The organism is Aquella oligotrophica (assembly GCF_002892535.1).
GTDB lineage: Bacteria > Pseudomonadota > Gammaproteobacteria > Burkholderiales > UBA11063 > Aquella > Aquella oligotrophica.
Genome location: NZ_CP024847.1, coordinates 1,566,640 through 1,583,345, shown reverse-complemented (window position 1 = coordinate 1,583,345; position 16,706 = coordinate 1,566,640). Strand labels below are relative to the sequence as shown.

At 37.9% G+C, this 16,706-nt stretch carries 20 protein-coding genes; all 20 read left to right on the top strand.

What is annotated here, in order from left to right:
• Positions 1-6 precede the first annotated feature (6 nt).
• Positions 7-1,092, top strand: a complete 1,086-nt coding sequence (aroC, locus tag CUN60_RS07285; RefSeq protein ID WP_102951408.1) for a chorismate synthase — start codon at positions 7-9, stop codon at positions 1,090-1,092.
• A gap of 559 nt (positions 1,093-1,651) precedes the next feature.
• The gene (locus tag CUN60_RS07280) at positions 1,652-2,656 is read left to right on the top strand and encodes a hypothetical protein (RefSeq protein ID WP_425266141.1); all 1,005 of its coding nucleotides are present in this window, start codon (positions 1,652-1,654) and stop codon (positions 2,654-2,656) included.
• Positions 2,657-2,743: 87 nt separating this feature from the next.
• A complete protein-coding gene (locus CUN60_RS07275) occupies positions 2,744-3,436 on the top strand; it encodes a LuxR C-terminal-related transcriptional regulator (protein ID WP_102951406.1) in 693 nt (230 codons plus the stop codon).
• A gap of 11 nt (positions 3,437-3,447) precedes the next feature.
• On the top strand, positions 3,448-4,023 hold the full coding sequence (locus CUN60_RS07270) for a hypothetical protein (RefSeq protein ID WP_102951405.1): 576 nt from the start codon (positions 3,448-3,450) through the stop codon (positions 4,021-4,023).
• Positions 3,986-4,504 carry a lytic transglycosylase domain-containing protein gene (locus tag CUN60_RS07265; RefSeq protein WP_102951404.1) on the top strand — a complete coding sequence of 173 codons (519 nt, stop codon included), beginning with the start codon at positions 3,986-3,988 and terminating at the stop codon, positions 4,502-4,504. The genes CUN60_RS07270 and CUN60_RS07265 overlap by 38 nt, the downstream gene beginning before the upstream one ends.
• On the top strand, positions 4,455-5,060 hold the full coding sequence (locus CUN60_RS07260; RefSeq protein ID WP_158649339.1) for an OmpA family protein: 606 nt from the start codon (positions 4,455-4,457) through the stop codon (positions 5,058-5,060). The genes CUN60_RS07265 and CUN60_RS07260 overlap by 50 nt, the downstream gene beginning before the upstream one ends.
• A 37-nt stretch (positions 5,061-5,097) precedes the next feature.
• Positions 5,098-5,292: a hypothetical protein gene (locus CUN60_RS07255; protein WP_102951402.1), complete on the top strand. Its 195-nt coding sequence runs from the start codon at positions 5,098-5,100 to the stop codon at positions 5,290-5,292.
• Between the two features lie 17 nt (positions 5,293-5,309).
• Entirely contained in the window at positions 5,310-5,663 is a 354-nt protein-coding gene (locus CUN60_RS07250; RefSeq protein ID WP_102951401.1) for a hypothetical protein, read from the top strand.
• 7 nt (positions 5,664-5,670) lie between these two features.
• On the top strand, positions 5,671-5,964 hold the full coding sequence (traL, locus tag CUN60_RS07245; RefSeq protein ID WP_102951400.1) for a type IV conjugative transfer system protein TraL: 294 nt from the start codon (positions 5,671-5,673) through the stop codon (positions 5,962-5,964).
• A gap of 3 nt (positions 5,965-5,967) precedes the next feature.
• Entirely contained in the window at positions 5,968-6,561 is a 594-nt protein-coding gene (gene traE, locus CUN60_RS07240) for a type IV conjugative transfer system protein TraE (RefSeq protein ID WP_102951399.1), read from the top strand.
• A complete protein-coding gene (locus CUN60_RS07235) occupies positions 6,548-7,294 on the top strand; it encodes a TraK domain-containing protein (protein WP_158649338.1) in 747 nt (248 codons plus the stop codon). The genes traE and CUN60_RS07235 overlap by 14 nt, the downstream gene beginning before the upstream one ends.
• On the top strand, positions 7,287-8,522 hold the full coding sequence (locus CUN60_RS07230; protein WP_102951397.1) for a TraB/VirB10 family protein: 1,236 nt from the start codon (positions 7,287-7,289) through the stop codon (positions 8,520-8,522). The genes CUN60_RS07235 and CUN60_RS07230 overlap by 8 nt, the downstream gene beginning before the upstream one ends.
• A gap of 11 nt (positions 8,523-8,533) precedes the next feature.
• Entirely contained in the window at positions 8,534-9,253 is a 720-nt protein-coding gene (locus tag CUN60_RS07225; protein WP_102951396.1) for a DsbC family protein, read from the top strand.
• A complete protein-coding gene (locus CUN60_RS07220; protein ID WP_102951395.1) occupies positions 9,253-9,894 on the top strand; it encodes a TraV family lipoprotein in 642 nt (213 codons plus the stop codon). The genes CUN60_RS07225 and CUN60_RS07220 overlap by 1 nt, the downstream gene beginning before the upstream one ends.
• Positions 9,895-9,899: 5 nt before the next feature.
• Positions 9,900-10,943 carry a hypothetical protein gene (locus tag CUN60_RS07215; protein WP_102951394.1) on the top strand — a complete coding sequence of 348 codons (1,044 nt, stop codon included), beginning with the start codon at positions 9,900-9,902 and terminating at the stop codon, positions 10,941-10,943.
• Positions 10,924-13,458, top strand: coding sequence for a type IV secretion system protein TraC (traC, locus tag CUN60_RS07210; protein ID WP_102951393.1), 2,535 nt, complete (start codon positions 10,924-10,926; stop codon positions 13,456-13,458). Before CUN60_RS07215 ends, traC begins: the two co-directional genes overlap by 20 nt.
• A 38-nt stretch (positions 13,459-13,496) precedes the next feature.
• A complete protein-coding gene (locus CUN60_RS07205; protein ID WP_102951392.1) occupies positions 13,497-13,928 on the top strand; it encodes a hypothetical protein in 432 nt (143 codons plus the stop codon).
• Complete coding sequence (locus tag CUN60_RS07200) at positions 13,900-14,451, top strand: S26 family signal peptidase (protein WP_158649337.1); 552 nt, start codon at positions 13,900-13,902, stop codon at positions 14,449-14,451. The genes CUN60_RS07205 and CUN60_RS07200 overlap by 29 nt, the downstream gene beginning before the upstream one ends.
• Positions 14,403-15,191, top strand: a complete 789-nt coding sequence (gene traF, locus CUN60_RS07195; RefSeq protein WP_102951390.1) for a conjugal transfer protein TraF — start codon at positions 14,403-14,405, stop codon at positions 15,189-15,191. The genes CUN60_RS07200 and traF overlap by 49 nt, the downstream gene beginning before the upstream one ends.
• A complete protein-coding gene (locus CUN60_RS07190; RefSeq protein WP_102951389.1) occupies positions 15,191-16,693 on the top strand; it encodes a conjugal transfer protein TraH in 1,503 nt (500 codons plus the stop codon). Before traF ends, CUN60_RS07190 begins: the two co-directional genes overlap by 1 nt.
• Positions 16,694-16,706 lie beyond the last annotated feature (13 nt).

Genomic DNA, 16,706 nt, shown 5'->3' with positions numbered 1-16,706 from the left:
AATAATATGTCTGGGAATAGTTTTGGTCAATTGTTTAAGATTACTACCTGTGGCGAGTCGCATGGTGGTGCAGTTGGGGTAATTGTTGATGGCTGTCCGGCAGGAATTAAAATTACTACCGAGGAAATTCAGGCTGAACTAGATCGCCGTAAGCCGGGGCAAAGTGCGATTACAACGCCGCGCTCTGAAACTGATACTATTCATGTTTTATCTGGTGTTTTTGAAGGTAAGACTACTGGCACACCAATATTAATGCTAGCTTATAATAAAGATCAGCGTTCAGCGGATTATGATCATTTAAAAAATATTTTCCGACCATCACACGCTGATTTTACCTATCTCATGAAATATGGTATGCGCGATTATCGTGGTAGTGGGCGGGCAAGTGCGCGGGAAACTCTAGCACGGGTAGCAGCTGGAGCAATAGCTAAGAAATTTTTACAGCAAGAATTGGGTGTTGAGATAATTAGCTTTGTTGAGCAAGTTGGTCCGATTAAAGCACAGATTGATCATACAAAAGTTACTGCTGCTGATGTTGAAGCAAATATAATTCGTTGTCCAGATCAAACTATTGCGAAAGAGATGATTAGCCTAGTTGAAGAAGTAAGAGATGATGGTGATTCGATCGGTGGTGTTATCAAATGTGTATTACGCAATGTTCCTGTTGGGCTTGGTGAGCCAGTCTTTGATCGTTTTCATGCCGATTTGGCAAAAGCCATGGTTAGTATCAATGCTGTAAAAGGCTTTGAAATTGGTTCGGGTTTTGCTGGTGTAGAACTACGTGGCTCTGTACATAACGATCCATTTGTTCTGGTAGAAGGTGATATTCGAACTGAGACAAATCATGCTGGTGGAGTGTTAGGTGGTATTACCAGTGGTGAAGATATTTATTTTCGGGTAGCATTTAAGTCTGTTTCAACAATTAGTAAGCCGCAAAAGACGTTGGATGTTGATTATAATGAAATTGATCTTGAAGCTTATGGTCGTCATGATCCATGTGTATTACCTCGGGCTGTTCCTGTTGTAGATGCTATGGCAGCATTAGTGATTATTGATCATTATCTACGACATAAATCTTATAGTAACATTTAATTAGTCCTAAAAATCTTTAGTATAAGCCCAGACAAAATGTTTGGGCTTTTTTCATCTTTGAAATTGAAATCATTTATCAAATAAAATATTAAATACTGCCAATAAATTCACTATTATTGTTACTATAGCAGGTACAAAAACTACTAACCATATTTCAAAATACACTAATAAATATCATACAATACAAAATCTTACACCAAACACTCCACTACAGACTCAACCAAGTGAAAACTCCATATTAAATAACATAACTTATACTATATCTCCATTCATACATGTACCATTTGCACTACAGTATAATTGCAATATTGCAACACCTGTACAGGGGTATTCTCAAAGCACTTTTATTGGATCTGAGAGCTTAACTGTTCAATTTAGTGGTAAAGTTATACCTACCGGAATTTATCCCCGGCGCCTGTTTTCTTATCTGTGTAAATCAATAATCAGAACTCGCTCCAAAACTCCGGTTGTAAGCATTCCTCGTAGTAGAGCACAGTTTTATAAAGAAGCACTTGGAATTAACTATGTTCCAAGCAGTAAGGATGTAGAAGCTATAGCCATGCAATTGCAGGCATTTATAAACTGTGAATTAACACTCTCATATACTAATCCCAATGATAAAGCTAGAAGACCACGCGATTCAATACATTTTGTTAGTGGAAATCATAGCTGGTTGCATGATGATAGCCAACTCTGGCAGCAACAAATAGTCCTTAGCGATGAAATATTTGAGCTTATCAAATTAACAGCTGTACCAATTTCTGCAAAAGCGGTTGAAGAGTTTAGCAACTCTCGCAAGCTTGACATTCTTAATTATTTCCTATATCAAAACTACAATTTATATTTAAAAAAGATTAATTACTCCTTTCAGATTGAACCGCTTTATGAGCTATTTGGTGGTGGAATTCCCACATTAAATGAATTTAGGCGGATATTTAATAAGATTCTGGCTGAACTTAAAGAGTTGGTTCCACTTGAGATAACTGCTACAGATAAATACAGTTATTTGATGGTGCCAAACGAAGCAGCCTTATTAAAGCAACATAAACGCAGGAAAACAAATGAGGTCAAAGATCAACTTGTTATTATTAATGAAGATTATAAGGATAAACTAAAACAGAAATATTCAGACCTGGATGTGGAATCTGCATGTGTTTATGTCAGTAAACGCAGCCAATCTGGGCAAATTCGTCACCCATATGCTTATCTGCGGGATGTACTTAAAAACCCGTCATGGTATCAGAGGGAGCGAGTTAATTTTATTACCAACGTTCATAAACTCCAATATCGGGAGTATCAAAACTTACCTGAAGAGCAACGTAAAATAAATGCGCGCTTCTTCAAGGATCTAATTTCACGAACACACATCTATTCAGTTCCAGTCGAAATACAGCCAATGGTAGAGCAGTTAAAGCATCCGGATAGGGTAGTCATCAAGGGATTACCTGGCTTTGATTATTGCTGCTACATCGTTTGGGCATATTTGCACCATAAAGTTACCGAATTTGGTGCAATTTCTGCTGAGCATAAATTGGTTAAATTCCTCCAAATCACTTGTAAATAGGTCATAGTATACAAATCCGCTTATGAAAAATCAACGGATCTGTGTATGTTTTTAAAATTTATTTTGTTTAAACTGTAGGGGTAGAGCATGCGAAATTTTGAACATGAATTAGCATTTGCTGTTTGGTTTTCAAACCGATATTTTGATGATGAAGTTGCTTATGTGAAAACACTATCACATGAGATTGCTTTTGCTACTTTGCATACAAAAGAAACGCTGGGAATAAAACCAAAAATGAATTTATTGGATAACAAATCTTTCACCATAATAAGAGACCAGATTATGCAAGTAGATGAAATTCTTGTTAAGAACATGAGTGATGCATTGGTTGTAGAAAGTTTGTTAATAAATGGATCAATTCAGATATTTTACTGGACAAAAAAGCTAATAAAGATTGGTTGCGAAATATATATGCTGGTTGAACAAGCGATAACTGGAGAACTTTCAGCCAAGAAATTGCTCGGCAATCATTTTAAACCTATTCCAAGGTACTACTCCAGGCACCAAGTTCGGTTTAGTAACCAGGAGCAATGTGTTATGTATTTGCTTGCGAATGACTTCTCTATTGAAGAAATCGCTTCTTTATTATTTATAACTGCTGGCACAGTGAGAACCCATGTATATTCGAAAATAATTCGTAAATTGAATATGCTTGGTTATGAAATATCCAATAAAGAAGAAGCCAGCCAATTAATTGAATTACTCGGTTATGGACGAAATATGCCAGATAAGCTATTAAAATCAATACGTCCATCATCGTATATTGTAAGAAATTTATAGGGGACAAATAAATGACAAAGTTTATTATAGTCAAGAAAAATGCAATCCAGATATCAGGTAATTATGAAGATGCGATTGAGCAAATCATTAATGCCTTTATTTTAAACAACCTGGGTTGTCTTAATCTGAGAACGATTCTTAATCTTATTGGGAGTACTCTGGATATAACCAGCCGGAATAAAAATGATTTCAAACTGCTATTTACTCAGGCTCTGGATCTTGGACTTGAGACTGTAGGACAGTTTCAGGCCATCCAGATTAATCGGGAAGATGCCCGTTATTCATTGCCAGAAAAAAGACTGCAGATGCTTCTTGATCTATTATTCGAAAGTGAGTATTTTGTGCGTATTGGTCCAGATCATGATTTTTACTATACTGATAAATTTTATCAATGGTTTGATCAGGAGATTGTGAATATTGTTGTTGGTGGAAAATCATCAGATGATGATTTACTGATGCAATTGGCAAAAACTTTTAAGCAGCAAAATCATGGTCATATTTCTCAGGCATATGCTTCGATACTTAGCCAATGTGTATTCAGGAGTAAGAATGTTGAAGAAGCTGCTTCAGCTGTTGTTTATCATTAATATAAGTAATAGTCTGGCAATTAGTGTAACTAATTATAGCGATGAGAAACCTAAATCTGCCAATTATTATACAACTAGCCATTCTGCACCACAGAAATTGAAACCAGGAAGTGCTTGCTGGAGTCGGGCTGAGTCAAGATATGGAGTCCCGGCAAGTTTACTGGTAGCAATCGCCAAAGTTGAGAGCCGTTTTAATCCCAGGGCATTAGGTAAGAATGATAATGGCAGTTATGACATTGGATTAATGCAGATTAATTCTGGCTGGTTAAAAAAACTCCAGCAATACAATATTTCAGAAAATGATTTATATGATCCATGTACCAATATCATGGTTGGAGCATGGATATTATCGGACAACATAAATAGACTGGGCTACAACTGGAATGCAGTGGGAGCCTATAATGCAAAAACCATATCAAAAAGGGAAAAGTATGCAAAGAAAGTCCATAAGGCTATTATTGAGCTTGGCTATAACAACTAGCTTTTTAATTGGTTGTGCTTCTGATAATCCATCACCTATTGAAGCACGGACTTATTACAACGTAGCAACAAACGATTATTCTTATTGTAATGCGGAATCATGTCCTTTACCAACTCAGTTTACTTTAGATGATGAACCTGATGAACCAGAATCACCGATATTTATAACACCAGTCACTCCAGTAGAAATAAAAAAACGTACGGAGAAATTCGCCGTGAATTTTACATTTAGTAAATCTTATTTGACCAAATCGGCTATTAGCAAAATTAGAGCCAGTATTAAGCATCTTCATATCACTAAAGATGAGCAAATCAAAGTTATTGGTTATACCGATAATGTTGAAGCCGTGAAACATAAATCACACTTCAATCAACGTCTTGCACATAACAGGGCAGAAGCGGTCAGGAATTACCTGATACATCACTATGGGTTTAAAGCATCTAACATAACAATTGAAGCCAGACCTTTGTGTTGTTATGTGGCAAGTAATAAAAACAAAGTGGGTCGCTACGAGAACAGGAGGGCAGAAATTGAAGTTGTTATAACCCAGAATTAGAAAGAAATAGGTTAACTTAATATTTTAAGGAGGATTCATGCTTAATGACAATACTATGGTTTGGTTTGGGATTGCCATGTTTTCTGTAATTATGTTTTTTGTTAGTTTTTATGAGGTTCCGAGATTAATCAGAACCAGTCTACCCAAACGTACAAAAATATATATTACGATTACAATACTGGCGATCTGGGGCTTTCTGATGATCTTTGCTCTGGCTAAAGCCGGTGTTTAATTTTTAGGAGTTTATATATGAACAGGTTTGTATTAGATGCAAAAGGATTTATTCAACAGCATAAAGCATCATTAATATTACTATTAGTTATCTGCTGTTATTTTGGGTTAAGTTTGGCGAGCCATACCAATGGTTCAACAACCAATGATGCAGCATTTAAAAATGGTTATAACTGGGTTGATTCGGTAATTCATGGTTATCTGGGAATATTGCTTGCAGCTGCCTGCTTTATCGTAGCCTTGATTATTGGAATAGCCAAACAGGCGCCAATGGCAGTAATTGGCGGGATTATTTTTGCATTACTAATTGCCTTTGGTCCGGATATGGTAACAGGTATCGTCAATTCATCATTAATTGTGGTTGCGGTATAGGTTAGCCATGTCTAAAAAAAGCTATTACATTCCACGAAGACTGGATGACCCACCTAAAGCTTTATGGTTTGATGCTGATGAGATCATCGTTTTTGCGGTGATCTTGTTTCCAGGCCTGTTAATGAAAAGTTTTTTGATGTTCTTGGTCATGTTGGTTGTCTCTTTATTTGCAACATATCAATATACCAAAATCAAGGCCGGAAAATTAAGGGGCTATTTAATACACTTTTTCTACTGGAACTTTGGTTCGTTAAAATTAAAACGATTGCCACCGTCCCATATTCGTGAGATTTCAGGATAAATTATGGAAAAAACAGTTTATAAAAACAAGTTGATTAAAGCTCTGAGACGGGTTCAGGTCAACGATCTAATATTGATTATTCTGGCATTATGTCTATTATTGACACTAGCTCTGGCAGTTAAAAATATGGGTAGGGAAAGAACTATTATTGTTCCACCGGTTGTTCATGACAAATTCTGGGTAGACAGTAATGATGCTGATCCGAAATATCTTCAGGAAATGGCGACATACTTTATTTTTCTTGCGAATAATGTCAGCCCGGAAAATATTGAATACCAGAATAGTCTTATTATTAACTACGTAAACCCGTCAGAGCAGGGTATTTTAAGAACACAATTGGCACAACAGGCTTCACGGGTTAAGCGTAACCAGCTAACCACAATGTTCTCTATCATTGGCTTCAAGGTTGATGCTGGGGCAAATATAGTTATCATTAATGGAGTTCTTAAATCAATCATTGGTGATAAAGTGGTTTCAACTACAGAAAAATCATACCGGATCAGTTTCCAGATCATTAATGGCCAGTTATATATCAATGAGTTCGGCGAAGTTAATAATAATGATCCTTTTGGGGAAATCATCAATGAAAAACAGTAAATTATTAGTCTTATTGGCACTGACAACTAGTAGCGCATTTGGACTCCAGGAGTTTGATATAGCCAATAATGGAGAAATTACAGCTGTAATCTCTGACTATGATGTTAGTCGGATAACCATTGCTAATTCAAGAATAGATACAGTCAAATTATCATCAAAGCAGCTGAAAGTAGATACAGATGATAAAACTGGCCAAATATATGTTCGACCGGTTAAACCAAATAAATCGACTGTATCAACTATAAAGATTGGTAATCTGCACGCGCAAACAGTAACTGGTACCTCAGTTAATATGTTTATTACTGATGTGGATGGACGAACTTATACACTGCGTTTAAGAATGCAGTCAGTACCTAGCGAAACTATTCTAATTCGTCCATTACGTGGTGCCAGTGGTTCTGTTGTGGGTAGTACTGACTTTACCAACCAGATAGTTACTTTTATTGAAGATATGTATCTTGACCGCAAGAATGAAGATGGTTATGTTGTTAGTGCGGTCGATACCAAGATCAAGCTCTGGAAAGAAGTCAATTTTATGCTGTATAAGACTTATACTGATAACAGATTTATTGGCTCAGTCTTTATTTTACAAAATACATCAGGCAAGGAAATAGTATTGTCCGAAAACCAGTTTTGGAAACCCAATACTATTGCTGTTGCAATTGAGAAACCGGTATTGGCAAATCGGGAATTAACCAAAGTTTTTGTTATTGGAGCGAAACAAGATGAGTGATTTCGATTCTGAAAAGTCCAAGAAAAAACAGAACTGGGTGCTATGGGGATCTGTTGGTGCAATTGTCTTCTTTTTCGTAATTATCCTCCTTAGCACCGGGCGCAGAAATCAGCCGAATTCTGACCCAGAAAAAGGTGTCAATATTTCTGACATTAACGCCAGTGTTGCCAATAATATTTCTGACAAGGAAGTATGGATCCAGCAATCAGCGCAGAAGTTTGATGATGTACAAAATCAGGTTAATGATATCAAATCCCAGTTAAGCGCTCAAAATAAACTGGAAAGTGATACCCAGAGCTACAATCAGCAGCAGTTCACTAAAATTATGGCTGCTCTTGAAGATATCAAGCGTGCACCAGCTCCTGATACCCCATTAGCAGCAATTATGCCTAAAGGCAAGGGTGGTGAGGGTACTGGATTACCTCCGTTATCAGAAGAGTCTGCCATATTAATGCCTGATGAGCCAGATATTGTTTCGGTAAAACTAAGTAGTGAATCTGCTGAAAGTACCGCTACTACAGGTAAAACTGCTCAGAATGCGGCAAATAAACCTAAAAATACCCAAACTTACTTACCTACTTCATTTGTTAAGGCAAAAGTAATCACATCAATTGATGCACCATGTGGTGGTACCGCCCAGGATAATCCATTTCCCATACTATTAAATATTACGGATAGTGCTCAATTACCAAATGGTGTCAGAACTAAAATCAAAGGCTGTTTTGTCCTAGCTGCTGGTTATGGTGATGTTGCCTCAGAACGAGCATATTTCCGCACGGAAAAAATCTCCTGCGTCATGAAGAATGGTGATGTTATTGATATGAAGATGGAGGGGTATATTGTTGGAGAAGATGGTAAGGCTGGTTTGCGTGGGCGTTTGGTATCCAAAGAGGGGCGTCAGGTTGCACTTGCTCTATTATCCGGAACGGTGGGCGGTTTAGCAACGGCATTTGCCAATCAGGCGACTACATTACAGCAAACCTCCGTTGGAACAAATCAATACGTAAATCCAAGCCAATCGATGGGCTTTGCTGCTGCTAATGGTGTATCCGGTGGATTTAATCAGTTAGCGCAGTACTATATTAACCTGGCCGAGAAAACATTCCCTGTAATTGAAATTACAGATCAGCGCAATGTAACTATTGTTAATACACAAGGAATTGAGTTCCCGGTTAATGTTAATCAGGATTATCAAAAAATAAACAGCTTACCAATCAGTGTTAATTAGGAGTTTGACCCATGAAAAAAATATTATTACCATTATTATTTATGATGTTTACAGGACATTCTTTTGCTGCGGTTTCACCTCAGGCAGAATCACAGATTAGGGCAATACTGCCAAATACCAGGATAACCCAAATTAACCAGGCTCCATTTCCTGGTATGTATGAGGTTCTAGCTGGAGATAATGCCTTTTACGTGAATCCTGAGAATGAAAGTGAAATCATTGTTGGGCACATACTTAATACCAAATCAATGCAGGATGAAACGGACTTACGAATAGCGGCTGAACGAAATAAACGCTATAACTTTAATAAATTACCTCTTAATCAGGCGATTAAAGTTGGCAATGGTAAGAAACAAATTGCAGTATTTGTTGATCCTGATTGCCCATACTGTCAACAACTGGAATTATATTTAAGTAAAAACCTCAGTAAACTGACTATTTATTATTTCTTCATTCCACTACCGATGCATCCACTGGCCAAAGAGCATATTGAACAGATCCTGTGTGCGACCAGTCCGGCAAAAGCAATTGATACGATTATGGTCAAGAAATTATCTGCTGCAATCCCGGATAAATCCTGCCTGACTAAAGCGGATAATCAAATAGCTCAAATTCAGAAGTATTCTACCGAGAATGGTATTAATGCAACGCCGTTTATCATTACGGACAGTAACATTGTTATTGGTGGCTTTGATACTAATGCTCTTGATAATTACCTGGGAGTGAAATAATGAAGAAACAGCTTATTGTATGTTCCTTACTGAGCTTATTGGCGGGATGTGCTACTTTGGATAACCCATGTAACCCACAGGGAGTAGGTAAATGTGCTAGCGTTACCGATGCCTACAACGCTTCATTAAAAGATACGGTTATGCCAACTGATTTACCTAATGGGCAAACGGTAAATGACAGAAACAATTCTGAAGAGTATCCCTATGATCCGGATAGTGCAAGTAATATCCTAAAAGCTTATCAGCAGCAGGGCGTTTATTCACAAGTGCCGCAGGCAGGAGTAGCGGTTAGAAACCAGCAGAAAACTATGCGGATCTGGTTGCTACCATATGAAGATGATGTTGGCTTGTATCATGACCAGCAATATGTCTATGCAGTAGTTCAGAAAGCTACCTGGCGTTACAAAAGTACCAGCTTGCTTGGATTAAACCGCAATCCGTATATAAATACGGTACCGGCCGGGCAGGTAACAAATACCAATTACCAGCCATTTGGTCCAAGTAAGGAATCAGATTCAATTGCTAAAAATCAGGGATTAATGTCTGGTAATGGGCTTCCACCATTCTCTACTCAGGCAGTATCAAACCGTAATGCTTCAATAATCGGCAATACTCCTGCACCTGCCAGTTCCGGGAATTAAGCAAAATGTTTGATGGAATTAAACGTCAATTAAAATTTCTGGATCGGATGATTAACTCCTCCAGAACACCGGAAGAATATCTGTTAAATGGTGGTCTTTATCCGGCAATTATCCGGAGTAAGGATTTTCTGGCTAAATACCAGCTGAAATCAGTTATTAGCGCACAACTATTTGATAGTTCTGAAGGAGTTTACTACCACAATGACGATCTGGCAATTATTTTTAAAATTCGGATAACTGCTGGTATAGCCAACGAGTTATCTTTTCTGTTTGAGTTCGGATTTCCTAAAAATACCTATATCAACTACTTCTTTAAGCATTCTTATGGTAATAACTATATTTTGCTATCAATAGCAGTTACTACAACTGGTCGTAGCCTGAAGATAAACAAAAGAGTACTGTTATCAATTAGAGACAAAATTATTGCTGCATTTAAGGAACGTAACCTGGCATGTGAAGCAGTAAAACCAAAGATGCTGCTTAATTTTTACAATCAGGTACTTTCACAACAGAGCTCTGCCACTTACGACCGGGAACGCTTCATTTTTGAGCAGATTAATGATGCCTCTAATAATGATATTGATAATAGCGGTGTTCTGACCATTGCTGGTATCTTGCATAATGTATTTTATACCAAACAGTATCCAAATGTTGCTGCGAGTGATGGTTTTAAAAATCCGTTCATTACTTTACTGGAAGATATCCGGAATACTGAACTTAATTTTTACTATGCAGTAAATATTGTTCCTGGAACAAAAGATGAAAGTAACTACCGGTTTAATACTGCTTTTATCTTACTTGAAAGCGATGCCGGTAATAACGACAAGGCAACTACCGAGTTTATCAATTACATGCGTTATAAATTAGACTGGTATATCTATCCCAATAAAGGCTTCTCATTACCCCAATTCATTAACTCATTACCATTACAGTATACCAAAGTAATTGACGAGCATTTTGCTGACACCTCAATTAACCAGTATTATCCACTTAATAAACTATTAGAAATTTTACCAGTTGGAGAGCCTGATGAACCTGGAACAAACTAGAAAATTATATACAAAGCGCTATAACGATGTTGTTAGCTCATTAAAACAGTGTACAAAGAAAAGACAGCAGTCACCGAAGGATAATATTACTGAAGACTACAAATGCCTGAATACCCCGCACAACATTGGAAAATTTCTGAACTATGACAGCTATATCAAAAAGTTGGGGGTTTTTCAGAATGATAACTCTTATGGCTTTGCCTTATATACCTCCCCATTAACTGGGGGAAGTGAAACCTTGGCTAATCAGCTAATGGGATTATTTGCCTTACGCTTTCCGATGTCGGCCACATTGTCATTTTGTCTTTATGGCTGCAAGGAACTAAAAAACAAATTTGATATCTGGCTTGGCCGGCGCAAAAATGCTCAAAATCAGGTTTGTGCTGAAATTGCCAAACGTAGGGTGGATCATTATTTAAAAGGGATTAATAAAACCCTTATTGAGGGCGAAAAGCTGTTAATTCGGGATTACCGTATGATAGTAAGCGTTACTTTTGATGGCAAAATTGATGATTATGGGCGGAGGGAAATTGAGATATTCAAAAAATCCTTTATTTCTACGCTCAATAACTCCGGCATGGCAACTAAAGAGATGGATCCAGACATGCTGCTGGATTTCTGTGATGAGATATTTAACCGTCAATCAGGGCTTAAAAACACTAATTATAAACATAACCCGTTTACGCCATTAAAAAGACAGGTTTCTGGTCCGGATACCCGTATTTTGGTTGACAAGGATGGGATGTCATTCAATAATACCGTAGTCAGGGGATTAACCGTTAAGGATTATCCAACTCAGGCTTCGCTAGCCCAGGCGATGGATTTAATTGGTGATATTGTTAATGATAATGCCCAGATATCCTCGCAATTCATGTATTGTACCAATATCTGGTTCCCGAATATTTCTGCCCTTAAAAACCAGATAACGGCTAAATCGGCCAGGGCAATCCAGAATGCCTCCTCACCAATGGCTAAATGGGTACCAGACTTTCATGCAAAAGCCGAGGACTGGCGCAAAGTTACAGAAATATTAGCCGATGGTCAAGGTCTATGCTATTTCAATCAGATGTTTTTTAGCTTTTCTGAATTGGGTACTTCCAATTATGCTGAGCGGGATATGGTTGATCTCTTTAGGTCGAAAGGATGGACGGTTGCTCCAGCTTCATTTATTAATTACCCAACTTTTTTAAGTTGCATGCCAATGCAGTTTGATAACGAAATGTTTATTGTTAATAAGGCATTTAAGTTAAACAGGCTGTTACCACAATGGAATATTATCAATCTGGTACCAATGATAGGCGAATGGTCAGGTAATAGCTATGATGGTGGTGGCATGATGTTGCTTGGCCGCCGTGGCCAATTAATGAATCTTGATATTTTTAGGTCGGAGGGTAATTATAACGTAGCTATTGCCGCTGATTCTGGCGCAGGTAAGTCATTTTTTATGAATGATCTGATCATTTCCTATCTGGGGATTGGTGCCAAAATTTTTATGATAGACGTAGGGCGTTCATATCTGAAACTATGTGAAGTATTAAGCGGGCAGTTTATTTCATTTGGTAAAGAGCAGAGAAACGTCTGCCTTAATCCGTTTAGTTACATTATGGGTGATGCGGAAGAGGTTAATGATGATCTTAAGATGATCCGGGATGTTCTTTGTCTGGCAATTAATCCAGGAGGATTAAATAATCTGGAAGTTACCTATATTGGCATGATTGTAAACAGAGTCTGGATTGAAAAAAATCGTCATGCCTGTTTTGACGATATTTATCATGCCTTACTCGAACATGATGAAGTATTGGTCCGTAATCTGGGTATTCAGCTTCAGCCATACTCCAAAGATGGTATATACAGCCGTTATTTCAATGGTGAAGCTAATATTAACTTCAATAATCAGTTTGTGGTGCTTGAGCTGGAAGAACTGAACATGAAGCCAGATCTCAGGAATGTAATTTTTTCGATCTTAATGCAGCGAATTAGCCAGGAGATGTATTTAGGTAACAAGAATCAGCTCAAGATTTGTGGTATTGATGAAGCCTGGGATTTATTCCGGGGCGGTAGTCGTACACAGGAATTCATTGAAACTGGTTATCGGCGGGCACGTAAATATAATGGTGCATTTATTACCATTACCCAACGGATTCAGGATTACTACGCTAATGAGGGGGCTACTGCCTGTTTAACCAATTCTGACTGGCAGTTTATGTTAAAGCAGAAAGAGGAGTCCATTGATCAGCTTAGGGGTGACAAGAAGTTATCTTTAAGTGAATGGCAGATGGAACTGATCAAGACGGTTAAAACCCGGAAAGGAATCTACTCCGATATTTTTATCAAAGCTAATGGCATTGGTACACCAGTCAGATTAATTACTGATAAATATTCAAATCTGATTTATACCACAGATCCCAAAGACTTCCAGCTGGTTGAGGACTTTAAGGCTTCCGGCTATGCCATTCATGAAGCCATCAGCAAGGTGTTAGAGTATAAGGAACAGCTACAGCAAGTAGCATCATAGACAAGCTATTACAATTAAAAAGATAGGAATAACCATCAATGAATAATATTATAACAGACAATAAACCATTTATTCGTGCCCGTTTGGCTAATTTTATTAATCAAAACTGGCAGATTATTATGACATTTGTGATTTCATTATTAAGTGCCTTAATAGTGCTTACTTTTTATATCCTAGTTGTGGTCAAAGATATAAACTATCAAATTGTAGCAATAGATCTCCAATCATTAATGAAAGAAGTAACCTTAAAAGCTTTCAATGATATAGATTCGGCAAGCAAGGATAAACAGGCCGATGTTGCCAGTAATGACATCAAACAGGGTGCAGCAAAAATTGAACAGGCAATTGCCATTGTTGCTGGCAAGTGTAACTGTACAATAATCCAGAAACAAGCACTAGCTTATGACAAAAATATCCCGGATTATACTAATGAGGTTAGAAATGAAATCTATAACCTTGGTAAAAAATAGCCTCGATAAGCTAAACAGCAAGCAGCAGTCAATATTGGCTAATGGTCTGATATTGTTTGCCATGCTCGCAACCTTATTATTTATTTCCAAATTCTGGTTTTTACGAACACATGGATTTGTACTAAACGTAACCTCATCATTGCCACAGCGCTTATGGCTGGTTGATTACAGCCATAAAGAGGAGTTTAGTCGTGGAGATTACTTTACCTTTCTGGCTCCCAAGGATGTAAATCTGACTACAAAAAGCACACCATTAGTTAAAAAAATAGTTGGAGTGGCTGGTGATAGAGTAGAGATCAAAGGCTCAACTTTATACATTAATCAGCAAATAATGGGACATATCTGGACAGAAACCCTGCCATCTCATCATAAGCTATATCCAATAGCTTCTCAGATCATTGACAGGGGCTGTTATTTTGCGTGGACTCCAGATTTATTTAGTTATGACAGTCGATATACTGATATAGGAATAATATGCGAAAAAGACAATCGAATCGTTGGTGCAGCTACGCCATTATTTTAAGCCTGGCTACAGCAGCTAATGCTGGAATCTTTAATGATGCCAGCCGTGGCTGGTTTTTTTATGAATCAAAGCCAGTTATTGAAAGCATTCCGGTAGAAAGTAAACCAGTTCCGCAAATAACACCTGGCGAGAAAGCTACCCAGGAACTTGAGCTACTCCAGAAGCAATTAAAGGAAGCCAGTGCGCTGGCTTTACTTTATCCCACCCCTGAAAATGTATGGAACTATCAGCAGTTAAAAACAAAAATATACGATATGAGTGGTATTTTAACAGATCAGCAGGTACGCAATGACTGGAGTCGTCCAGATTCTTACTCAGCCAATAATCCTACCGGGGGTGAGGGGCTGGAAATTAGCCGTAAAGAACAAAATGCCTGTTCTGCAGAGTTAATCCGCCAGTCAGGCTTTACTTATGGATTGTATCTGTTTACTTCTGCTAACTGCAAGTATTGCGATGCCCAGATTAATGTACTCAAGAAAGTTAGCTCTACTTATGGAGTAAGTGCAATGGTTGTTGGTTTTGATGCTTATCGATCGGCAAATCTGGGTGATTTACCATTTGGTGAAGATAAAGGAATCATGTCCAGGAAATTTAACATTGTCAATGAGGGTAAGCCGGTAACAGTAATGTTTAACATCAAAACAGGGCAAAGCCAGGTGCTTGGATATGGCTATATTCCACTTGATCAGGTTAATAACCGGATTTGTCGTTTATATACCAAACAGCTAGGGGAATTCTAATGAAAAAACTATGTTTATTACTGGCTTTAGGTGGGGCAGTTAATCTGGCCAATGCTGATATTGGTAGTGGGTTAACTGATTATTATAATTCATTACAGGCAAATAGCAAGATCGAACGCCCAAGCTATTATACTACGAATGGGTTTACTGCTGGCGGCTATTATCAGCGTGGAGCCAATGTAGATCTAACTATGGGCTATATTACGCCACCAAGCTTAAAGGGAGGTTGTGGCAATATCGATTTTAATATGGGAGCATTCTCGTTTATTAATGGTGACCAGATTGTTAATGCCTTAAAAGCAATTGGCCAGAATGCTAAAGCTTTACTGTTTACTGAAGCAATCGAGATTACATCAGCCTCTCTGGCTGGAAATATGAAACACTGGATTGATGAAATGAACAAATGGCTAAGTGTGCTTAAAAATTCCTGTCAGGCTTCGAGCACCCTAATGGGCGGAGTAAATAAATCAGTCGGGCTATGTCAGAATGCTGCCCGGTTCAATGGTTCTCTTTCAGATGAGAATACTGTGCAGTCTACCTGTCAGACATATGATCAGGGAGCTAAAGCCTGGAATGACCTGTTTGGTTCAACAACTGATGAAGCTAAAAATGCCAAAGCGGCAGCTGCTGCACAAATTGCGCTTCAGGGTGGAATACTGCAGAATATTCTCTCTGATTATTTTGATAAGATGGGTAAATCTAACCAGATGCAGCAGGATCTGGGTAACCTGGTATTAAGCATCGTAGGGGATGTGTATATTCCTCCACTGGATAAGAATGGCGATAATGGCAAAGGGCTTGGATCGCCAGTATCCATTTACCCACCATTAAAAATAGATACATTACTAAGTTATACTACATCTGATATTACGGATCAGGCGGCCAATGTTCAGGGATCAGTGTTTAATTGCGATTTTACCTGGGATAAGGATAATTATAGAGCTAAAAATGATTGCTTTATAGTACCCAAGAATTATAAAACCGATAATGCTAAATCAGTAACGGCAATGCAAACATTAATTTACAACAAGATTACTAAATTACACACTTCGTTGTTAAGTGACACCGGACAGATTACTGATGCTGATTTAACTGTACTAACCATTTCTGATGCTCCAATATTCCAGCTAATGCAGGCAGGAGTTGATTCTGGGCTTGATTCAACAGTCTATCCGATTGTCCTTAAATATATGGATTATGCGATCCATAAGATTTACTATAACATCGTTGATACCGTTTATAAGGAAACCGCAACCCAGATAACTGCATTATCAGCAAGTGCAGACGAAGCCCAGATTGCTGCCTTATCCGGTATTAAAGATCAGTTAAAAGTTGTACGAAGTGATATAGATGCCCAGCTCCAGAAAGATCAGGAACGCAATAAACTGGATCCAATGGAGCTAATGCAAAGACTGGCAATGATTCGCGGGATAATACTTAAAAATGTATCGCCCAATCTTCAGGAAAAACTGGTTTACTCCGGAACAACATTAAGAAACTAAATATCAGGGAATT